Source organism: Paenibacillus sp. J22FR5 (assembly GCF_059691975.1).
The window spans coordinates 17,247-34,588 of the sequence record NZ_JCAUAN010000033.1; the positions used below are offsets into that span (position 1 = coordinate 17,247).

Annotated in this window: 16 protein-coding genes; 3 read left to right on the top strand and 13 right to left on the bottom strand. The window is 41.4% G+C overall.

Annotated elements, in window-relative coordinates; all coding sequences use genetic code 11:
* Positions 1-83: 83 nt before the first annotated feature.
* The 4 genes from AC58P7_RS27830 to AC58P7_RS27845 all read right to left on the bottom strand — a co-directional run bounded on the left by AC58P7_RS27830 (position 84) and on the right by AC58P7_RS27845 (position 5,132).
* Positions 84-1,277 carry a helix-turn-helix domain-containing protein gene (locus AC58P7_RS27830; RefSeq protein ID WP_497348829.1) on the bottom strand — a complete coding sequence of 398 codons (1,194 nt, stop codon included), beginning with the start codon at positions 1,275-1,277 and terminating at the stop codon, positions 84-86.
* A gap of 77 nt (positions 1,278-1,354) precedes the next feature.
* Positions 1,355-2,914, bottom strand: a complete 1,560-nt coding sequence (gene hutH / locus AC58P7_RS27835) for a histidine ammonia-lyase (protein ID WP_497348831.1) — start codon at positions 2,912-2,914, stop codon at positions 1,355-1,357.
* A 98-nt stretch (positions 2,915-3,012) separates the two neighbouring features.
* Positions 3,013-4,344, bottom strand: a complete 1,332-nt coding sequence (locus AC58P7_RS27840; protein WP_497348833.1) for an MFS transporter — start codon at positions 4,342-4,344, stop codon at positions 3,013-3,015.
* A gap of 650 nt (positions 4,345-4,994) precedes the next feature.
* Entirely contained in the window at positions 4,995-5,132 is a 138-nt protein-coding gene (locus AC58P7_RS27845) for a hypothetical protein (protein WP_497348834.1), read from the bottom strand.
* Between AC58P7_RS27845 and AC58P7_RS27850 the strand changes: the two genes are divergently transcribed.
* Positions 5,116-5,442: a DDE-type integrase/transposase/recombinase gene (locus AC58P7_RS27850; protein WP_497348836.1), complete on the top strand. Its 327-nt coding sequence runs from the start codon at positions 5,116-5,118 to the stop codon at positions 5,440-5,442. The genes AC58P7_RS27845 and AC58P7_RS27850 overlap by 17 nt on opposite strands.
* Positions 5,443-5,476: 34 nt before the next feature.
* On the opposite strand, the gene AC58P7_RS27855 is transcribed toward AC58P7_RS27850, so the two are convergent.
* From AC58P7_RS27855 to AC58P7_RS27885, 7 genes are all read right to left on the bottom strand, one after another.
* Positions 5,477-5,854, bottom strand: coding sequence for a phosphotransferase (locus AC58P7_RS27855; protein WP_497348838.1), 378 nt, complete (start codon positions 5,852-5,854; stop codon positions 5,477-5,479).
* Between the two features lie 201 nt (positions 5,855-6,055).
* A complete protein-coding gene (locus AC58P7_RS27860; RefSeq protein ID WP_497348840.1) occupies positions 6,056-6,625 on the bottom strand; it encodes a beta-class carbonic anhydrase in 570 nt (189 codons plus the stop codon).
* Positions 6,626-7,536: 911 nt separating this feature from the next.
* A complete protein-coding gene (locus tag AC58P7_RS27865; RefSeq protein ID WP_497348842.1) occupies positions 7,537-7,839 on the bottom strand; it encodes a hypothetical protein in 303 nt (100 codons plus the stop codon).
* A 258-nt stretch (positions 7,840-8,097) separates the two neighbouring features.
* Positions 8,098-8,589 (bottom strand): hypothetical protein, encoded by a 492-nt coding sequence (locus tag AC58P7_RS27870; protein WP_497348844.1) that lies wholly within the window; start codon positions 8,587-8,589, stop codon positions 8,098-8,100.
* Positions 8,590-8,608: 19 nt separating this feature from the next.
* Complete coding sequence (locus AC58P7_RS27875; protein ID WP_497348914.1) at positions 8,609-8,914, bottom strand: CdiA C-terminal domain-containing protein; 306 nt, start codon at positions 8,912-8,914, stop codon at positions 8,609-8,611.
* Positions 8,915-9,000: 86 nt separating this feature from the next.
* The gene (locus AC58P7_RS27880; RefSeq protein WP_497348846.1) at positions 9,001-9,588 is read right to left on the bottom strand and encodes a hypothetical protein; all 588 of its coding nucleotides are present in this window, start codon (positions 9,586-9,588) and stop codon (positions 9,001-9,003) included.
* Positions 9,589-9,603: 15 nt separating this feature from the next.
* Positions 9,604-10,113 carry a hypothetical protein gene (locus AC58P7_RS27885; protein WP_497348847.1) on the bottom strand — a complete coding sequence of 170 codons (510 nt, stop codon included), beginning with the start codon at positions 10,111-10,113 and terminating at the stop codon, positions 9,604-9,606.
* A gap of 130 nt (positions 10,114-10,243) precedes the next feature.
* On the opposite strand from AC58P7_RS27885, the gene AC58P7_RS27890 reads away from it, so the two are divergent.
* A complete protein-coding gene (locus AC58P7_RS27890) occupies positions 10,244-10,459 on the top strand; it encodes a hypothetical protein (protein ID WP_497348849.1) in 216 nt (71 codons plus the stop codon).
* A gap of 323 nt (positions 10,460-10,782) precedes the next feature.
* On the opposite strand, the gene AC58P7_RS27895 is transcribed toward AC58P7_RS27890, so the two are convergent.
* Entirely contained in the window at positions 10,783-15,663 is a 4,881-nt protein-coding gene (locus AC58P7_RS27895) for a S8 family serine peptidase (protein ID WP_497348851.1), read from the bottom strand.
* 310 nt (positions 15,664-15,973) lie between these two features.
* Here AC58P7_RS27895 and AC58P7_RS27900 point away from each other — a divergent pair, with 310 nt between their 5' ends.
* Entirely contained in the window at positions 15,974-16,681 is a 708-nt protein-coding gene (locus AC58P7_RS27900) for an IS6 family transposase (RefSeq protein WP_497348853.1), read from the top strand.
* A gap of 91 nt (positions 16,682-16,772) precedes the next feature.
* Here AC58P7_RS27900 and AC58P7_RS27905 read toward each other — a convergent pair whose 3' ends face one another.
* On the bottom strand, positions 16,773-17,282 hold the full coding sequence (locus AC58P7_RS27905) for an ABC transporter ATP-binding protein (protein WP_497348855.1): 510 nt from the start codon (positions 17,280-17,282) through the stop codon (positions 16,773-16,775).
* Positions 17,283-17,342: the final 60 nt, after the last annotated feature.

The following is a 17,342-nucleotide window of genomic DNA, read 5'->3' on the forward strand; positions in this document are numbered from 1 at the left end:
TAACCTGGAATTGAACACGCCGATGAAAACACTTAAAAGCCAACCCCTGAGCGGGTTGGCTTAAAGTGGCTATACCTATAACACTAGCACTGGTCTGATGACCGATAGTCCGTCGGGCTGCATCCCATAATCATTTTAAATTTCCTCGCAAAATAGTTCGCATCCTGAAAACCGACTCGCGCGGCAATCTCTTTCATAGTCAATTCCGTTTTCTCTAGCAAATAGACCGCCTTCTCAATACGAACTTTATTTAGAAAATCGACAAAGCTTACACCCGCTTCTTTTTTGAATACATGGGCAAAATAATGGGTGCTTAAGTAACAATGCTGGGCAATTTCTTTTAATAACATTTTGTCTTGATGATGCTCTCTTATATAAACAATGGCGGATCGCACAATGGGGGACACCTCTAAGGCATGATCGTCCGATACTTGCTTGGCTAGCTTCCTCCAGTATGCGCATAGCTTTTTAACAAATTTGTCGTATCGAATGGTACTGTATAAGTCTTGAAGCATTCTCGCATTTTCAGATAAAATTTCAGAAGCATTACCGCCTAAGTCGACAACCATTCTTGATAAAGAGAGTACTAGATCATAGGCTTCCGACTTAAATAGATCAATATTGTGCTTATACGATCGAGAAAGATTTTCTAATAACTCGACCAAATAAGCAATCGAGCCTTCTTCATCGCCGATGCGGACACGTGACAGCAATTCGATTTTCTCTTCATTCGTCACCGGCTTTGAACTTCCTTCCTGAATACTTCTTTGTCCTTCATATTGAAAAATCATCCGGTTTCCTTGAAAGAAACGGTCGATTAATGATTCTTTGGCCTCGCAATAGGAAAGATGAAGTTTATAAGGATCTTCGTAATAACTGCCTATTCCGGCTGAAACGGAAAAGCCCTTCGTATCTACGAAGTTTTGAATTTTCCGAACCATGCCATACGTAATTTGCTTAAAGGACGGTCCTACAGGTTGAACCGATTGGAGTTCCAACAATACAGCTAACACACCTTCTCCTACCCACACCCACAGGAATGGCACGGTGATACTCTCAAAAATGGCTTCCACCAGCACCTGCCCCATCTCAATACTCCATTGCAATGGCTTGTCCAAAGCCAAATCCGTATAACGGTCGATGGACAAAACAATAACGACTTGAGGTCGCGCATTGATGCCAAGCCGCTCACGCATTTCTTCAAAATCCGCTTCATGGATTAACGTCCCGGAAATGAGAAGTTGCGAAAAGGATGCTTGCACCGTATCCAATTTCATTGACTAATCACCTCCCCTATCTTAAAAAAGGAAGCCGTTTGCTCCTAAATTCCAGAGAAAACTGCTTCCATGATATTTTATTCTATCTCACCAATCATGTCTTCAACAACCTTTACGATGTCGCCCTCATGAATTTGATGATAGATCGTTACGATGTCTGGATAGAAAAATCGATCTTTCTCCACCGTTGGCACTTGCGTTCGTATCAGGTTATAGACTTTCTCAATAACCGGAGAAGATTTCATCGGCCGATGAAAATCGAGAGCTTGTACCGCAGTCATTAATTCAATCGCCAAAATATACGACAGCTTCTTCGAAACCTGATAAGATTTCTTTGAGGCAGCATACGCGAAGCTGACAACATCTTCCTGATTGGCGCAAGTGGGAACATTATCTACGGAGGCTGGTTGAGAAAGAATTCTAATCTCTCCAAGCAGTCCTACAGCCGTATATTGCGGGATCATATATCCGCTGTTTAATCCCGGATTTTTCACTAAAAAACTTGGCAGTTCACTCAGGTGATAATTCACTAATCGGTCTATTCTTCTCTCTGCTATTTTGGCCAGATTAGCCATGGCTATACACATAATATCTGACTGAATACCGACATAGGTACCGTCAAAATTGCCTCCCATTAGGGCAATTCCGTCATTGTCTTCGGGATAAATAATAGGATTATCGCTTACAGAGTTTAGCTCATTATTAATTGTAAAGGCTGCATCCCTCAGATTTTTTTTGGAAGCTCCATGTACTTGAGGAATGCATCGTAAACTTAGCGCATCCTGCAAGCGATAGTTTTTATAGGTTTCCGCAATTTCACTGCCTTTAAGGATTCGGATGATATTTTGTGCCGTCTTGGCCTGTTCCTCATGTTTTTTTAAGGAATGGAGTTTTGGATCGAAGGCGTTAATCGTTCCTTTCAAAGCTTCAAGTGACATGGCACTCGCAATATCCGCGGTTTTTGCCGCTTGAGTGGCATTATATAAGGTTAGAATGGCCATTGCCGTAACGGAGGATGTCCCGCTGGTCAGAGCCAGTCCTTCTTTACAGCTTAAAGTAGTAGATTTTAATCCTGCTCTTTCAAGAGCCTCACTGCCTGAGATAAGTTCTTCCTTGTACCATGCTTTTCCTTCCCCAATCAGCACCAACGCCATATGAGCTTCCGGAGAAAGATAACCTACAGATCCATCGCCTGGAGCAAAAGGCGTGATTCCTTGATTCAATAGCGATGCCACAAGTTCCAATAGTTCCAAGCGAACCCCAGAATATCCATGACCCAAATGAATAAGAATCATCAGTTGAATGGCTCTTACTACTTCTTTCTCAAGAGGATCCCCTACGGAAACAGCATGCGATCTAACAATGTTGCGCTGCAGGGTTTCGGCATCTTCGGTTGAGATGATCTCTTTCACATTGCTCCCGAAGCCAGTCGTTACGCCATAAATGATGCGGTTTTCGTTTAAAAACTTCTCGATAAGCTGTCTGGATTGCTTGACGCGATCGCAATAGCTTTGTGAAAAGGACACTTTTGCCCCATAACAGGCCACCGCGACAAATTCGGAAGTGGAGATCGGATGATCGCCAAGAATCACTTTATTTATGTCTTTAGGGTGAAGGGGACCAGCACCAATTTCCATGAAAAACATCTCCTTTAAAACCAATACATACTATACAATAGTTGTCGGTTAAATATGCACACAAGAGATGTCAGAAGACATCTCTTGTCAAAGTTTGATTAATGATAATGGATAGTATCATCCAGAGCAAGCGACTTCGTCTCCGGAGCCCAGGCAATGGAAACAACTGTCCCAATTAGCAGAACTATTGTCATCCCAATCATGGAAGGGGTTAGTCCCATGGAACTAATTGTTACCGGCAACAGAAATGTTCCAACTGCCGAACCGATGCGGCTTATTGCCGTCACAACACCGACACCAGATCCCCGGATTTCGGTTGGAAAGAGCTCGGCTGGATATACTAAGGTAAGATTGGAAGCGGCTGACATGACAAAGGTAAATAAACAAAAGATTGTAATTGCCACGATATGAGAACCTGCTGGTAAAAGAGTAAGCGCAAGCAAGGAGATAGTAAGGACAATAAACGTGTTAATCGTAAAGCTTCTACGCGAATATTTCTCTGTAAACCACAGGCCAGCAATCGAACCGACAAGCAAGAATAAATTCAGTACTGTGTCCATAAAGAAAGTTTCTTCAAATCCCATTTTAGCCAGAATATCCGGTAGAAAAGTATAGATGGCGAAGTAGGGAATCACTTGACATACATAAAAGAGTCCGCCAAAAGCAGTACGCTTCCAAAGCTGTTTTCCGAAAAGATCTTGAAAACGGTACGTTTTGGAGGTATGCTCCAAACGCGTTTCATCAAGCTCCGCAAGTGGACCGATATGCTTCTTCACGATTTCCCTTGCTTCCTCCACACGCCCCATGCTAATGAGCCATCTTGGGGATTCAGGTGTTCCGATCCGCATTAGAAGAACGATTACTGCCGGGATAGCCGCACTGGCTAGCATCCACCGCCAGGAATCCGGGCCGGTCTTAAGCAGATAATATCCGACAATGTTGGATACTACATATCCAACAGTCCACATGACATTCAAGAAAGAAAGTAGAAAACCACGATTTTTTTTAGGCGCGAACTCAGCAAGCAGCGTCGACCCAATCGCGTAATCGCCACCCAAAGCAAAACCAATCAATATACGCAGGATGAACAGAATCGTAGGATCTTGTACAAAAAATTGTAAAAATGATGCTAAAGCAATGACTACGAAATTAGCAAGGAAGATTTTCTGCCTGCCTATACGATCAGATAATCCTCCGAGGAGCAGACTGCCGAAAAAGAGTCCGATCAACGCTGAACTTCCTATTAAACCACTCCAAATTGGGCTTAGGTTCATTTGAGGACCAATTAAAGTCAAAGCCATCCCTATGATACCAAGAGCATAGCCATCAGAAAAATTAGATCCAAACGTAAGTGCTGTAATTTTCAGATGAAACTTATTGAGTGGAGCGTCATCGATCTTATAAGATTTCGTGGATAGTTGTACCGACATAGAGTAACCCCCCGTTTATGGAAATCGTTTTAAAATTACTTGTCTGGTTCATCTTTTTCTACAATTTTATCAAGTTTAGAGTCCATGGCCCCCTTCATAGTGTCAATCAACTTAACACGGAATGAATAAAATCATTAAAATGAATACTAATGTTAACTTTATTAACATTAGAATACTCTCAAAACAGATGGATGGAACTAAACAATATTGCTAAACACTAGCACGATTTTGCTTTCCAATTTAGATTCAGGCTGATCTGATCATTTCTGATCTTGACTAATAAAGGGATACAACCCATTTCCTTTTCTTTGTTTCAAAGCAATTTAAGCGTTTTCAAAATAGCAATATTCCTTTGAGATACGCTTATGTAAACAAATTATAATCGCTCATTATGGATTGCGCTCTAGATAATAATTCGGATTACTAGCACAATATTGCTGGAAATAAATATAGCTATAATTTATTCAGTATTCCCAATTTCACCTGACGTAGACAATTTATCGGAGGAGAGCCTCCCCAAGTCGTTGAGCGGTTGAAATGCCGAAACTCTTCGCGATGGGACAAGCAATGAGTTTTCGAAACAAAAAATAATTCCCTAAAGAATATAAATAAACCGGAACCCCCTATTTGGAATTCCGGCCTTATAAATACTAACCAACTTCATTCAACCGCCCATCCCGAAACCGAACAATCCGCTTCGCCTGCTGAGCAATCGAAATGTCATGCGTAATCAAAATGATCGTCCGACCTTGTGCATTTAATTTCTTTAAAATGTTTAAAATCTCCACACCCGTGATCACTTTGGATAAAAACCCTGCCTATCCACCAACCATACAAGAATTAATAAATGAAAAAGCTATGCCAAAAGAAACTTTGGTTAGACAGACAAAGTATTTAAACAATATTGTGGAACAAGATCATCGATTCATAAAGAAAATTACGAAACCAATGCTTGGTTTCAAAACGTTTCACACTGCAGAACAGCCGTTGAAGGGAATCGAGGCCATGCATATGATTAGGAAAGGACAGGCGGAAAATAATTCGTCTGTCCTATCTGCTGTTGAATGGCTCAATATAATATTTGGTTTAGTGGCATAGTAAAATCACAATTTCTCGATATTTGCTATCCATTTTATATTCTTGCACCACAACCCTCGTTACTGTAAGTCCCGGGATAGCGGGTCAACAGCACAGCGTCCCCAGTTTCGGTTCGCCCATAGCCGATCGGCTCGGATACGTGGATTCCCTGACGATGAAGAGCTTCCAAAAGGCGATATTGGCGCAGGACGTCAGGTTTCGAACGTTTGTTCCACACCTTCAGCACAAAATGCTTCTCCCCCTGCGTGATCTTAACCACATCCGCCTCAAGCCCCGGCGAAAGCGGGCTAAGCGTCAGTTCAGTCCCTGAAGTAAACAGGTTGTTCAAAATTGGGGGTGTTTCATGCCAATCAATACCCGCCAATGAGTCAATCATTGCATTTCCCGCTACCTTACCTTCAAATTGTTTCATATCTCACCTCTAGTGATTTACTTCTTCCAGAGAATTCAACATTTTGCTGCGTTATCCTGCCCAATCGCTGAGCAAAGGCTGCCGATTATGCCGGCAGCCTTATCTTGATAGTGTATGTAACTAACGTTTCTCGATAGCTCAGTATTCCCCAGAATAGCGTTTCGTTATCTAGGAAGGCTTCATTCAATTTGGATTTCCCTACTATTCCTTATCTTTATAACCGTCAACTATTAAATCCAACTTTCCTGTTTCCGGGTCGATTACAAGGCCATGAACTGGAATGTGTTTTGGCAGGAGGGGATGGTTCTTGACAGTTTGCACGCTTCCTTTGACGGAATCCTCAACACTATCGAAACCGTGTAGCCACTGTTGCAAATTAATTCCGGATCTTTCGAGGGTGTCGATAGTTTCGGAAGATATGCCGTTCTCCTTCATTTTATTTATGGTTTCGCCAGGGTCAATACAGCTCATCCCGCAATCATGATGTCCGACCACAAACACTTCATCGGCTTTTAATTCATATACAGCGACAATAACGCTACGCATAACGCTACCAAATGGATGCAAAACAATCGCTCCAGCATCTTTAATGATTTTGGAATTTCCATCCTTAATATTTAACGCTCGGGGAAGAAGGTCGGTAAGCCTTGAGTCCATACAAGTTACAACAACCATCTTTCTATCTTTGAATCTAGATGCTTTATATTTTTCAAATTCCTTCTTCTCTACAAATTCCGAGTTAAAGTGTAACATATCATAAAGTCGGTCCAAGCTTCTCACCTCAATTTCTCTCTTGATATCTTATAATCTTATCATAACCTACGAAGCACCCTCAACACGCCAAACCGTATTCTTATTAGATGGTTTCGATAAATGAATCTAGTCCTGCAACATCCATGCAAAGCAAAAGAACCATCAGAAGCGCTACCATTACGCAACTGACGAGACTGTCGTAATGATTGGTAATGCAGGGTTTTGAACCCCTGTCCAGCACTTAAATTTTGTGGTTTTGCATGGACAAGGGTTCAGAAAAGCGAGCCGTGGCTGTACAAATCCTCAATCCGCCGCTTAATGGTTAGGCTTTTTGGAGAGGTAGCTTAAATTATAAGTAGTGATACCAGTGAGGTGAAAAGAAAAGAAAAGAAAAGAACGTTCCTCTCGTAGAAACGTCCTTCATGAACAGGACCGGCTGACAGCCATGCTGAGATCCTTGCGATCATCAAACATGAAATCTATCCAATTTAAGTCTTGGATCATGCGGTAATATATCTTCTTATCCAACTCCAAAGGTAGGTTTATTCCTCCAGTTTTATGGGGGTATACGTATTGCCTATCTAGTACATACCATGCTAACGATCCTCAGCGTTCGGCGATAGTAGCGAATGCCTTATAACGACTTAAAAGGCAAGGTGATGACTCTTCCATACTTGGTTCATGGAGTAGAGTCAACATTATGCAGATTTTGTACGTTAAGAGATGTGCGGCCCGTATTTTATGAAACCATTCACTAATACAAATTTCCCCTGATGTCACGGACGCTTTATACGCCGGCTTCAAGCCCCCACTCTGCCCCTTCGAAGTAATAAGCCTTTTCATTCAAGTTAATAAGCAAGGATATCCCTAAAATACAAGCCCCCCAACCTCACTTTGTCAGTGGTTTTGGGGGATGTTCTTTCGTCTGCTTATATCTGGGTTAAAATATGCAAGATAAATTCTTCTGGTAACTCCATGTCATACTTTTCAACGTAGTAAATAACATCAGAGCGCCATTCGTATTTGCCATCGGTCATTAGGTAAAGTTCAGCAAATTTAATGTTAGGATTTATTAAATCTGTAACTATCGCAGGTGCAGCTGCTATGATATTGCATTTTTTCATGTACTGAATGACTTTTTCCTTTTCTTTAATCGGTTTATTTATTAAATCTTTTATTGATGGATACTTGTCGTCTTTATAGATTTCACAAGTCTGCCCTATGACAATCATAGCATCATCTCCTTAAATAAATCTTTCCAATTAGGGGATAAAAACTTTCCAGGCGCCAGTATTGTTGATGCCAATACCCATTACACCATCAGAATATACATACACAATGTCTGTTGGCGCCATAACTTCAACTCCGAGGTACTTTGCTAAATATGCAACTGCGACGTTCGCCCACAACGGGTCCATTTTATTTAAAAAAATAACTCCGAGGATGTATTTGCTACATTCGGAGTTTAATAACATATATTATATTTTTAGTTAATCATATACATTTTTCAAGTCTCCTACTCGATATTCCAAACCTAACTCATGTAACGGTGTTATTTGGGTTTCCTTCAGCTGCTCTTCATCAACAATTACTGTATTATTTTTTCGTATTAATATTGGCGTATCCCCATTAGATTCTAAAACACAATCGCCATCGTATGTCTTCATGATTTTGCCTACGAAAGATAACAGTCCGCCTAACCAGTTTGGTGTTGCAGTATAAATATCAAACCAAAATTCATATTGAAAATTCATTCCATAATCTTCGCTTCTAAATTTTACTGACTGTCCTCCATTTCTGACCTGTAGCGAGAAATTTTCACACCAAATACTCAATAAGCTATCTGTATCTTCTGATATTTGGGTTACATCTTTAGCATTGTCTGAGGACACTTTAGGTATAATGTCAATAATTGTTCTCTTAATTTGCTCAAAGCTGCTCATACAATTAGAAGATAAAAAAAACAGATGAAATACACTCACTGCGCACCTCCTCATTTCTTCAATTAATTATCAATCTAGCAATCTTTCCATTTTTAATAATTAACATTTCATACAATGTATCAATTGGCCAATCATAAAATTGTTTTGCTATATCGTCTAGTGTACCAGGAAAATCGTCTAGATTTAATACAATACAGTCTGCCTGTAATGTAGTTTTGTTCTGAAATGCAATCAAAATTTTTCTAATATTACCACAATAGGGATAGTAGCAATCAAATATTTGACCGTTAATCTTGTAATCAGGATTAACGGTAGGTGTAAGACCATAACCGTTACCGCAGGTTTTTATTATAATAATTTCTATATATAGTAAAGGAGAATCGCCGCCCTACTTCCTGATTACGGAAGCGGGGCGGCGAATTGACAGGGACACTATCGCTCGAAAGAAACTTAAATCAGATTTAATTCAATAATTAAATTTTCAATATTTTCATCTAAAACTTTGTTGTTACAAAAGTTCCTTTTTTCCTCCTGATTTAAAAGCATTTCTTCTGGACTGTAAAAAAGATAGGGAAAAGCTTCAATATGATAAGGTCCATGATCAAAACTCAATGTTTCTGTTTTACTTCTTATATTCTGTAATTCTTTCAACATTTCAGGAGAATTGTTTGCATCTAAAAATATAGAATATCGATCCATGATATAATGGTTTCTGTTTCGATTATAAAGATTATATGCCTCCATTCCCCAATCTCTTAGTTTCTCAACGCATATCTTTTCATCGAATACATCTGCCAGCAATTTTTGATTCATGATGGTCAAACAAGCTTCGATCCCAACTTTCTCTACCCAAGCTGGTTGTATATAGGCCAATCTTTCAAATCTAATTGCTTCCTTGTTAACCATGAATGCCTCATAGAGAGTTATTTTCTTTTCTCTGAGCGCATGACTAATATAACTCGTAATATCAGCAGCTATCAATGAAGGATTTTGCCTCGCATTAATTTTTTGTACTAGCAATTCGACATCATTTTTCATAAAAACATTTACCATCTATTCCTTAACATTATCATATCTCTCTAATGCGTTATCATCAATATCAAAAGATACATCTGATGCATAACTTCGAATTCCTTGATATAAACTTATGAAATTGTGGTCACCAATTTCAAAACATCCTTTATGCATCTTTACAATCACTCCTCTTTCAAGGAGCTTAATCAGTGGTTCGTAAAGATCTTCAAATTGAAGTGCTAAAGCTTCTCCCTTATCTGCTAATGAAGCCCATTCGGCATAAAATTTACACCAGCTTCTATTATATAACCCCCGTGTCGATAATTCAGGACATACTTTATCAATATCTAATATATCATCTTTACAATAAACGTCCGCAGCTCTAAACAAAGCAGTTGTACTGTCTTGAGATACGTTTAGCAGAAAAAAAGCTGCTCTTCTAATGTACTCTTTACCCAATATTAAATCCGATTTTCTGTCAGTATAGCTAAGCTTATCCCAAGAAATCTTATTAATCCGTTGTATTGCAACTTCCAAACGATCATTCATATGATTGATATAGCACCTCTCCTTCTCTTTTTCTGTAAAAATCTAATACTCGCTTGACCGATGCAGTACCTTGACCAAATCAGATTTGGACCTTTAAAATCTCCCTAAGGAAAATTTGGGAGGGCTTAAAATGAACAAAAAGTACGAAGTAGACTCCAAGCAGAGGAACGTGAGACTTATCGAGAAACTGCTTCACAACGAGTCTACATCCAAAGAAATTCGGCGTCGTTGTCTCATGCTTCTTCTGGCAAACGAAGGTCAGGGCACGATTATCTCTCAAGCCGAAATCGCCCACTGCGCAGGCGTCAGCGAAGTCACGATGTATAATACGGTCAAGGACTACTGAGCGCGAGGGTCATGAGACACTACGTTACCGTGAACGTGCCGAGCCTGCTCGTCCTTCGCAAATCACAAGTGTGGTCGAAGCACGGATTATTGCTCTCGCTTCTTCGAGCGTGGGCATTTTTCTGTTCGCGGTTCTCTGAATAGACATTCAGAGCCAGCACAGGTTTGTGCACAGAACTCAACCTCAACAGTTAATTTGACGAGGTAAATCACCATAAAAAGAAACGTGTTTTGCGTCATGTTATTATCAGTGAGGCAAACTACGGGTCAGCGATAAAGTCCGCTATTTATCACGCTGAGTTAGCGAGCGAGAACTCATGAATGTTATTTTAAAATATTTTTAACAGCTTCGATAAGATCTCTTAATTGCCGTGTATCGTAAAAATCAACACAAATTTCAGCAATTTTTCCCGCTAGGTCATGAGCCCCCTTTAAGCTTGGGTCTGCATAACGATAGGGCAAACCTTGTTCCATGTAATTTGCCTCATTTAATTCGTGCGACATCAAACTTTTAAAGAAACTAATTTCTGTATTTGTTAAATTGCCTTGTATTGCCCGTAGCCACATGTAAGCTAATGCTTCGTCAGGATGGAATTGCATTGTTACACCAAAAATCTCGTGGTTTTCTACGAATACGTGATTCATTATTGTTGTAATATCACTTGCACTAAACCCGGTTGCCTTCAAATTGTTAATCGCTTTTGTAAGAGCTGATTGTGATAAAGGTGCACCGCCTCTAATATATTCATACGCTTTATTGGACCAATAATCAAGCTCAGAAAGATTTCTATATCCAGTATAATAGACTTCATGACCAGCCTCCGCAACAGTCCCAATGATAATCTGATTTTCTGCCGCGCTTAAGCTTGGAGTGACCTTTCCTCCTAACGTACCCGTAAGTCGCCCAACGACTTTGCCGCCAACAACCCCTAGTGCAAGTCCTCCTGAGCGGAGCAACGCGCTTACATTCTTGCCTCGGGCCACATCAATAATAAGGTTCGAGCCTTGCGAAACGGCGAAAATAATTGGAATCGGTAACATGGACATAACATCTAACGACAATTGTAGCTCGTTCAACTCGTCTTGGTAGGTTTTGCCCCAATGCTTGCCTTCCCATTGACGGCCCATGGCGTTGATAAAATCCAAAATCGCTAAGTGGTTACTGTTCGGATTGTATACACTCATGCTGTAGAGTTGGTTCGGATCCACACCGTATAAGAAAGTCCCATCCCACTCCAACGCATATTCGCCGTTGGCAGATTTCTTCAGCAGACTCAGCTCTGTCGGTTGATAACCCTCAAAATAATCATCGAAATCTTGTTCGTTAATTACTAGATGGCCGTTTTGATTCGTTGCGTTGCCGATGTCAGGACCAAAGAATCTAGTTCTACCTGACAGACTCACTTTTGCCACGTTTCGTGCCGAATACCAAACCAATACAGAATTTCTAGTCAAATAGTTGTCGAATTTGACTTCGTTCGCAGAATCCTGCAACGTTATGAGTTGCATATCTACCAAATAACGCTTTACCCTTTTTTTCAGGTACGCTTCTCCGCTGTTAATGTTTTCATTACGCTGGTAACGATCCTCGGGTTCATAGCCATCCGCAGGGTCTTGAGCCCCGTAAACAGTGCCTGTTTCAACGGATGCTGCACTGCTTCCGCTCAGCAGATGGAAGTTATCTCCTGGCACTCGGCCTATCGCGAAGGGTCGCGCTAAATAGCTACGATTTCCCGAGTTGGGAACAGTGAAATACGCGATCGGGTTTTTATCTTTGGCATTCGCTCGACTTGCCGCATTGCTTGCATCTACACGGACCGAATTCCCATCCGTAGATTCCAACACCCCGATATGGAGTACAGCGCCACCTACTGTGCTTCCTGTGCTTCCCATATGGCCGATCAGTTGTCCGACCGATACAGCATCTCCAACCTTTACGATCCGATCCTGCAAATGGCCGTAACGTGTTTGTATATTTTTGCCGTTGTACAGCGTGTTGATGAATATGACATTCCCATAACCTGTTAAAGTACCACTAAAGGTTACCAAACCGTTTACGGCGGATGTGACGTTACCTCCTGCTATACCCTGCACTTCAAGTCCCGAACTATATGTGCCAGGGAATTTGTCGGACAATTCTCCAAAATATTGTGTAATCTGGTCGGACGAGGTTGGCCAAATGAGGTGGTCTGTGGTCAACTGAAACATGCTCGCCGTAAGTCTAGCATGAACGTTCCGTCCTGCGAAACCGACAATCTTGATGTAATAGCTAGTTCCCGCTGTCAGGTTTACCTTCACTTCCGAGAAGGTCGTTCCGTTCGCATCGTCGTTATAGCCATTTGGGATTTGTGTCGTCAAAGCAGCATCACTATACACATACAACATCGTATCGTTGGTCCCACTGCTGCTTGTTCCTCCATAATAGCTTGTAGTAATCTTATACATTTGCGTTGTCGCTGGTGTTAACTTGAAGACCTGATATGAGCCTGCAGGTTTGTCAACATCCACCGGTGTGTTAAGGTTAAGAACTGTAACTGGTGGTGGTGCCGGATTGATAGAGAATCTTGTATAAACTGCTCCGTTATTATAACCAGCAACCTTGATATAGTACGTTTTATTGGCTGTCAAGGCGTAGTCGATTTCAGAAAATTTTGTCCCATTCGCATCATTGTTGTAGGTAATTTGTGTACCCAGGTTGGGGTCACTATAGAGATAAAGTGCTGTATCGTTTACACCACTGTTGCTAGTTCCTCCGAAAAAATTCGTTGTAATATTGTATACACCAGATGCGGAAGGAGTAAAAGAGAAAACTTTCGATTGACCCGAAGGTAAATTCACATCCACAGTTGAGCTCAAACTGATCGACTGTGCCGGTGGTGGGGTTACAATAGCAGTAAGCCTCGCATTGACAGCGCCGCTGCTGTTAAAAGGGCGTAATTTCAGATAGTAGGTGGTGCTCTTAGTTAAGGTTGCAGAAAGTTGTGAGAAGTGTGTTCCATTATAGTCATCATTCGGCGAAATGAACAACTTGCTTAAAGATGAGTCTGAATAAAGTTCTAGCACGGTATCGTTATCTCCACCGGTCCCGCCATATGGTCCTGTAAACAAATTATACGAACCTGTACTGCTTGGGGTAAATGCATACACGCGAGATTGACCTGTTGGAAGGTTGACATCAAGCGGACTGTTAACAATTAACGTCGGATATGTTGGTAAAGGCGGTGTCACAGGTTTGGTAACGTACACCGTCCAATAGTCATCATATCCTGGCGCTTCTGGATAATTCCACCTTACGATATAGGTACCGGCAAGTGTTGTACTCGATGTCAACCACGCATACCCTAGCGTCACATTGGCAGGTGAGTTGTTATAGGTTTGACTTGCAACGATATTATTCGGGTTAGATTGCGGATAAACCGTGACGTTGATCCTCGATTTTGGAGTATCCAGCGTAACACCGACAATCGCAACATTTCCTGCCACTATGGACTGCCCGTTACCCGTCTTGTTGTAACTCTCAGCCGTTGCATCGCCGCTATTTTGATTTCCAGGCAGTTGACTCATACCGGATACAACGGTCTGCGTGAGTGTGTCATCTAGCTTTTTAAAGGCATCCGCTTGAGACTGGAAATAGTCATCTTCTACACTTGCAGACTGAGCAGCATCGTCTTTATTCAATTGACTTGTTGTATCGTTCGGAAGTTGATGAAGATTATAGCTTGTCGTAATGAGATCATTGTATTGTTGGGTGAGCTGCGCAGCCAGATCGGTATTACCGTATGTTAGTGCAGTAACTGAGAGGGATTGCAAGGAATTAGAAAGTGCAACCAGTCTGTCGTCTTCGGCTCTAACATCGAAATGATCATTTAAGACAGGTGTCGATGTAGAAGTTGAATCTATGATCGGTGCTATAGGTCCATTAACGAGTCCTAACGCTTTAGCCAGGTTCAGTTCACCCTGCCCATATTGTTGCGCATCGCCAAGTGGAGTTGCCGTTTGAAGTAATTGGTCTCTTATTTGGGTATTCACCCAACTACCATTAGATGCCCATAGTCTAGCAGCCGCACCTGTTACATGAGGCGCAGCCATGGATGTGCCTGACATTGATCCATAATTTCCATCCATCGTGGTGCTGAAAATGTTTACGCCTGGGGCAACTAATGATAAATGCAAGCCCGTACTGGAAAAGGGTGCGCGTTGCTGATCTTGACCAATAGCACCTACGGATAGCACACCATCATATTGAGCTGGGTAGAGCTCGGTTTCTTGCCCTGCCCCTTGGTTACCGGCAGCGGCAACAACGAGAATGCCATGGTCAAGGGCATTTTGAATCGCGTCATGCAAAGCAAGACTATCATCAGTCCCACCAAAGCTCATGGAGATAATGTCCATGTTATTATCGATACTCCACTGAATACCCTCAATGACTTTACTGTATGTACCTGCTCCTGTGTTATCGAGCACTTTGACCGCATACAATTGCGCGTTAGGAGCCGCGCCTACGACACCAATTCCGTTATATTGTGCTGCGATCGTACCCGCAACATGAGTCCCGTGTCCATTGTCATCTGCATAGCTGCCGCCATCAGAGACAAAGGAAACGCCTCCAGCAACATTGAGATCAGGATGATTTGCAATTCCCGTATCGAGCTCCGCAATCTTAACCGTCCGTTGCGTATCCGCGCTAGGAGCATTCAATGTAAGGTCTGCACCGATTGCTCTTATCCCCCACGGCAACGTCTCTCCAGAATATGTGGATGCAGTTACACTCGGATCTTGGGCCGTTTGATCGTCAGCCATGGAAACGGGTAAATCAGGTTCAATGTATTCGACATCAGGGTCTTGCTTAAGTGTCTGAACATCAGTTGGATCTAACGCACCAGACAATACTTTAGCATTCTTGCTGTGCTTAGCGTTTTTAAATTGGTGAATTTGGTGCAGCTTTGGTTGTTGATTGTCGGGATGGTTTTTAAACTTGGGAGTTTTACTAAGATTCTTGTACTTGACAATATACTTTTGTGGTTTGTTTAGATCAACAGAAGGATTATGGCTCACTTGCTGAAGAGGCGATATAGTACTACCTTTAAGTTGACCTGCACTGGACTGATTAGCGCTAGCTCCAAATGCTACGTTGGCGCTTGTTGCCATCAGAGCGACAGTGCAGGTAATGACAAGAAGCTTTCGTGCGAATCGCGAATGTTTCATTAATTAACCCCCATACTTTAGTAGTTCACTCTATTGGAATTTATTTCCTATTAAGAGGAACTATCTGAGTATATCTTTACTATTACGAAAGCGTACATAGCTATAAATGCAACTATTTGTCGAATATGAAAAAATTTTGATAAATTTTTAGTAAATATGCCATATATATAGCACTTCATTTATGATTGATGTTACTTTAGAACTATATTTAATACATTAATTAGCCTATACGACCTATTGGGTTGTGGTGCAAACCTCTAATTCATGATAACGTAACTGATAATTAAGTCATGGGATGGAGCAAGTTACTATGGAAACCAAAATGAATTTATTTAAATGGAAGCAGTATGAATCAGCAATCATTTTACTAACAGTGCGATGGTATTTAAAATATAGTTTAAGCTATCGAGATATCGTAGAAATAATGAGCGAGCGGGGATTAGAGATTTCCCATACGACGATCATGAGATGGGTCCATGAATTTGGGCCCGAAATAGACAAACGAATCCGCCCCTATTTAAAACCCACAAATGATTCGTACAGAACGGACGAAACGTACATCAAAGTCAAAGGTCAATGGAAGTATTTATATAGAGCAGTTGATTCTATGGGGAATACGATTGATTTTATGCTATCTGAAAATCGAGATATGCCGGCAGCTAAGCGTTTCTTTACAAAAGCATTGACCTCACCACATAATCAATTTCCACGTGTGATTACTTTGGACAAAAACCCGGTATATCCACCAGCCATACAAGAATTAATAAATGAAAAAGCCCTGCCAAAAGAAACATTGGTTAGACAAACTAAGTATCTAAACAACATTGTTGAACAAGATCATCGATTCATAAAGAAAATCACAAAACCGATGCTTGGTTTCAAATCGTTTCACACTGCAGAACAGACGTTGAAGGGAATCGAGGCCATGCATATGATAAGTAAAGGACAGGCGAAAAATAATTCGTCTGTCCATTCTGCTGTTGATTGGCTCAATAAAATATTTGGTATAGTGGCATAGTTAAATTACAATTTGTTGGGTATTTGCTATCCATTTTTATTTTTGCACCACAACCCTTTTATTTTATTGCTGCCTTGCATTTATCTTTTAACTACCAATATACATTAAAAATAAACCCGCGCAATTTTGCACGGGTTTTACAGAGTAAGAACGAATTAATGAGCCTCAAACCAAATAATTGATCAAGATTACTTTCACCATTACCTACCTGCCGATCATGCGTAATCACAATAATCGTCCTGCCCTGCTCGTTCAATCGCCTGAAAATATTCATGATCTCCGCGCCAGTCTTCGAATCCAGCGCCCCCGTAGGCTCATCCGCCAAAATAATTGGCGGATCTCCAGCCAACGTGCGTGCAATTGCGACACGCTGCTGCTGCCCTCCGGATAGCTCTGAAGGAAAGTGCTTCTTTCGATCCAACAAATCCACTGCTTCCAGCGCTTGCAAAACTAATAGCTCTCGCTGTTTTCTCGATAATCCCCGATAGGTCAACGGTAGCTCCACGTTCTTATATGCGCTTAATCTCGGTAGTAAATTGAAGCTCTGAAAAACAAACCCGATCTTCCGATTCCGTATCTCGGCCAGCTGTGAATCCTTCATTGCGTGAATCTGTTTCCCATCAAGGGTGTAGACCCCTTCATCCGAAATGTCTTTGCTTAT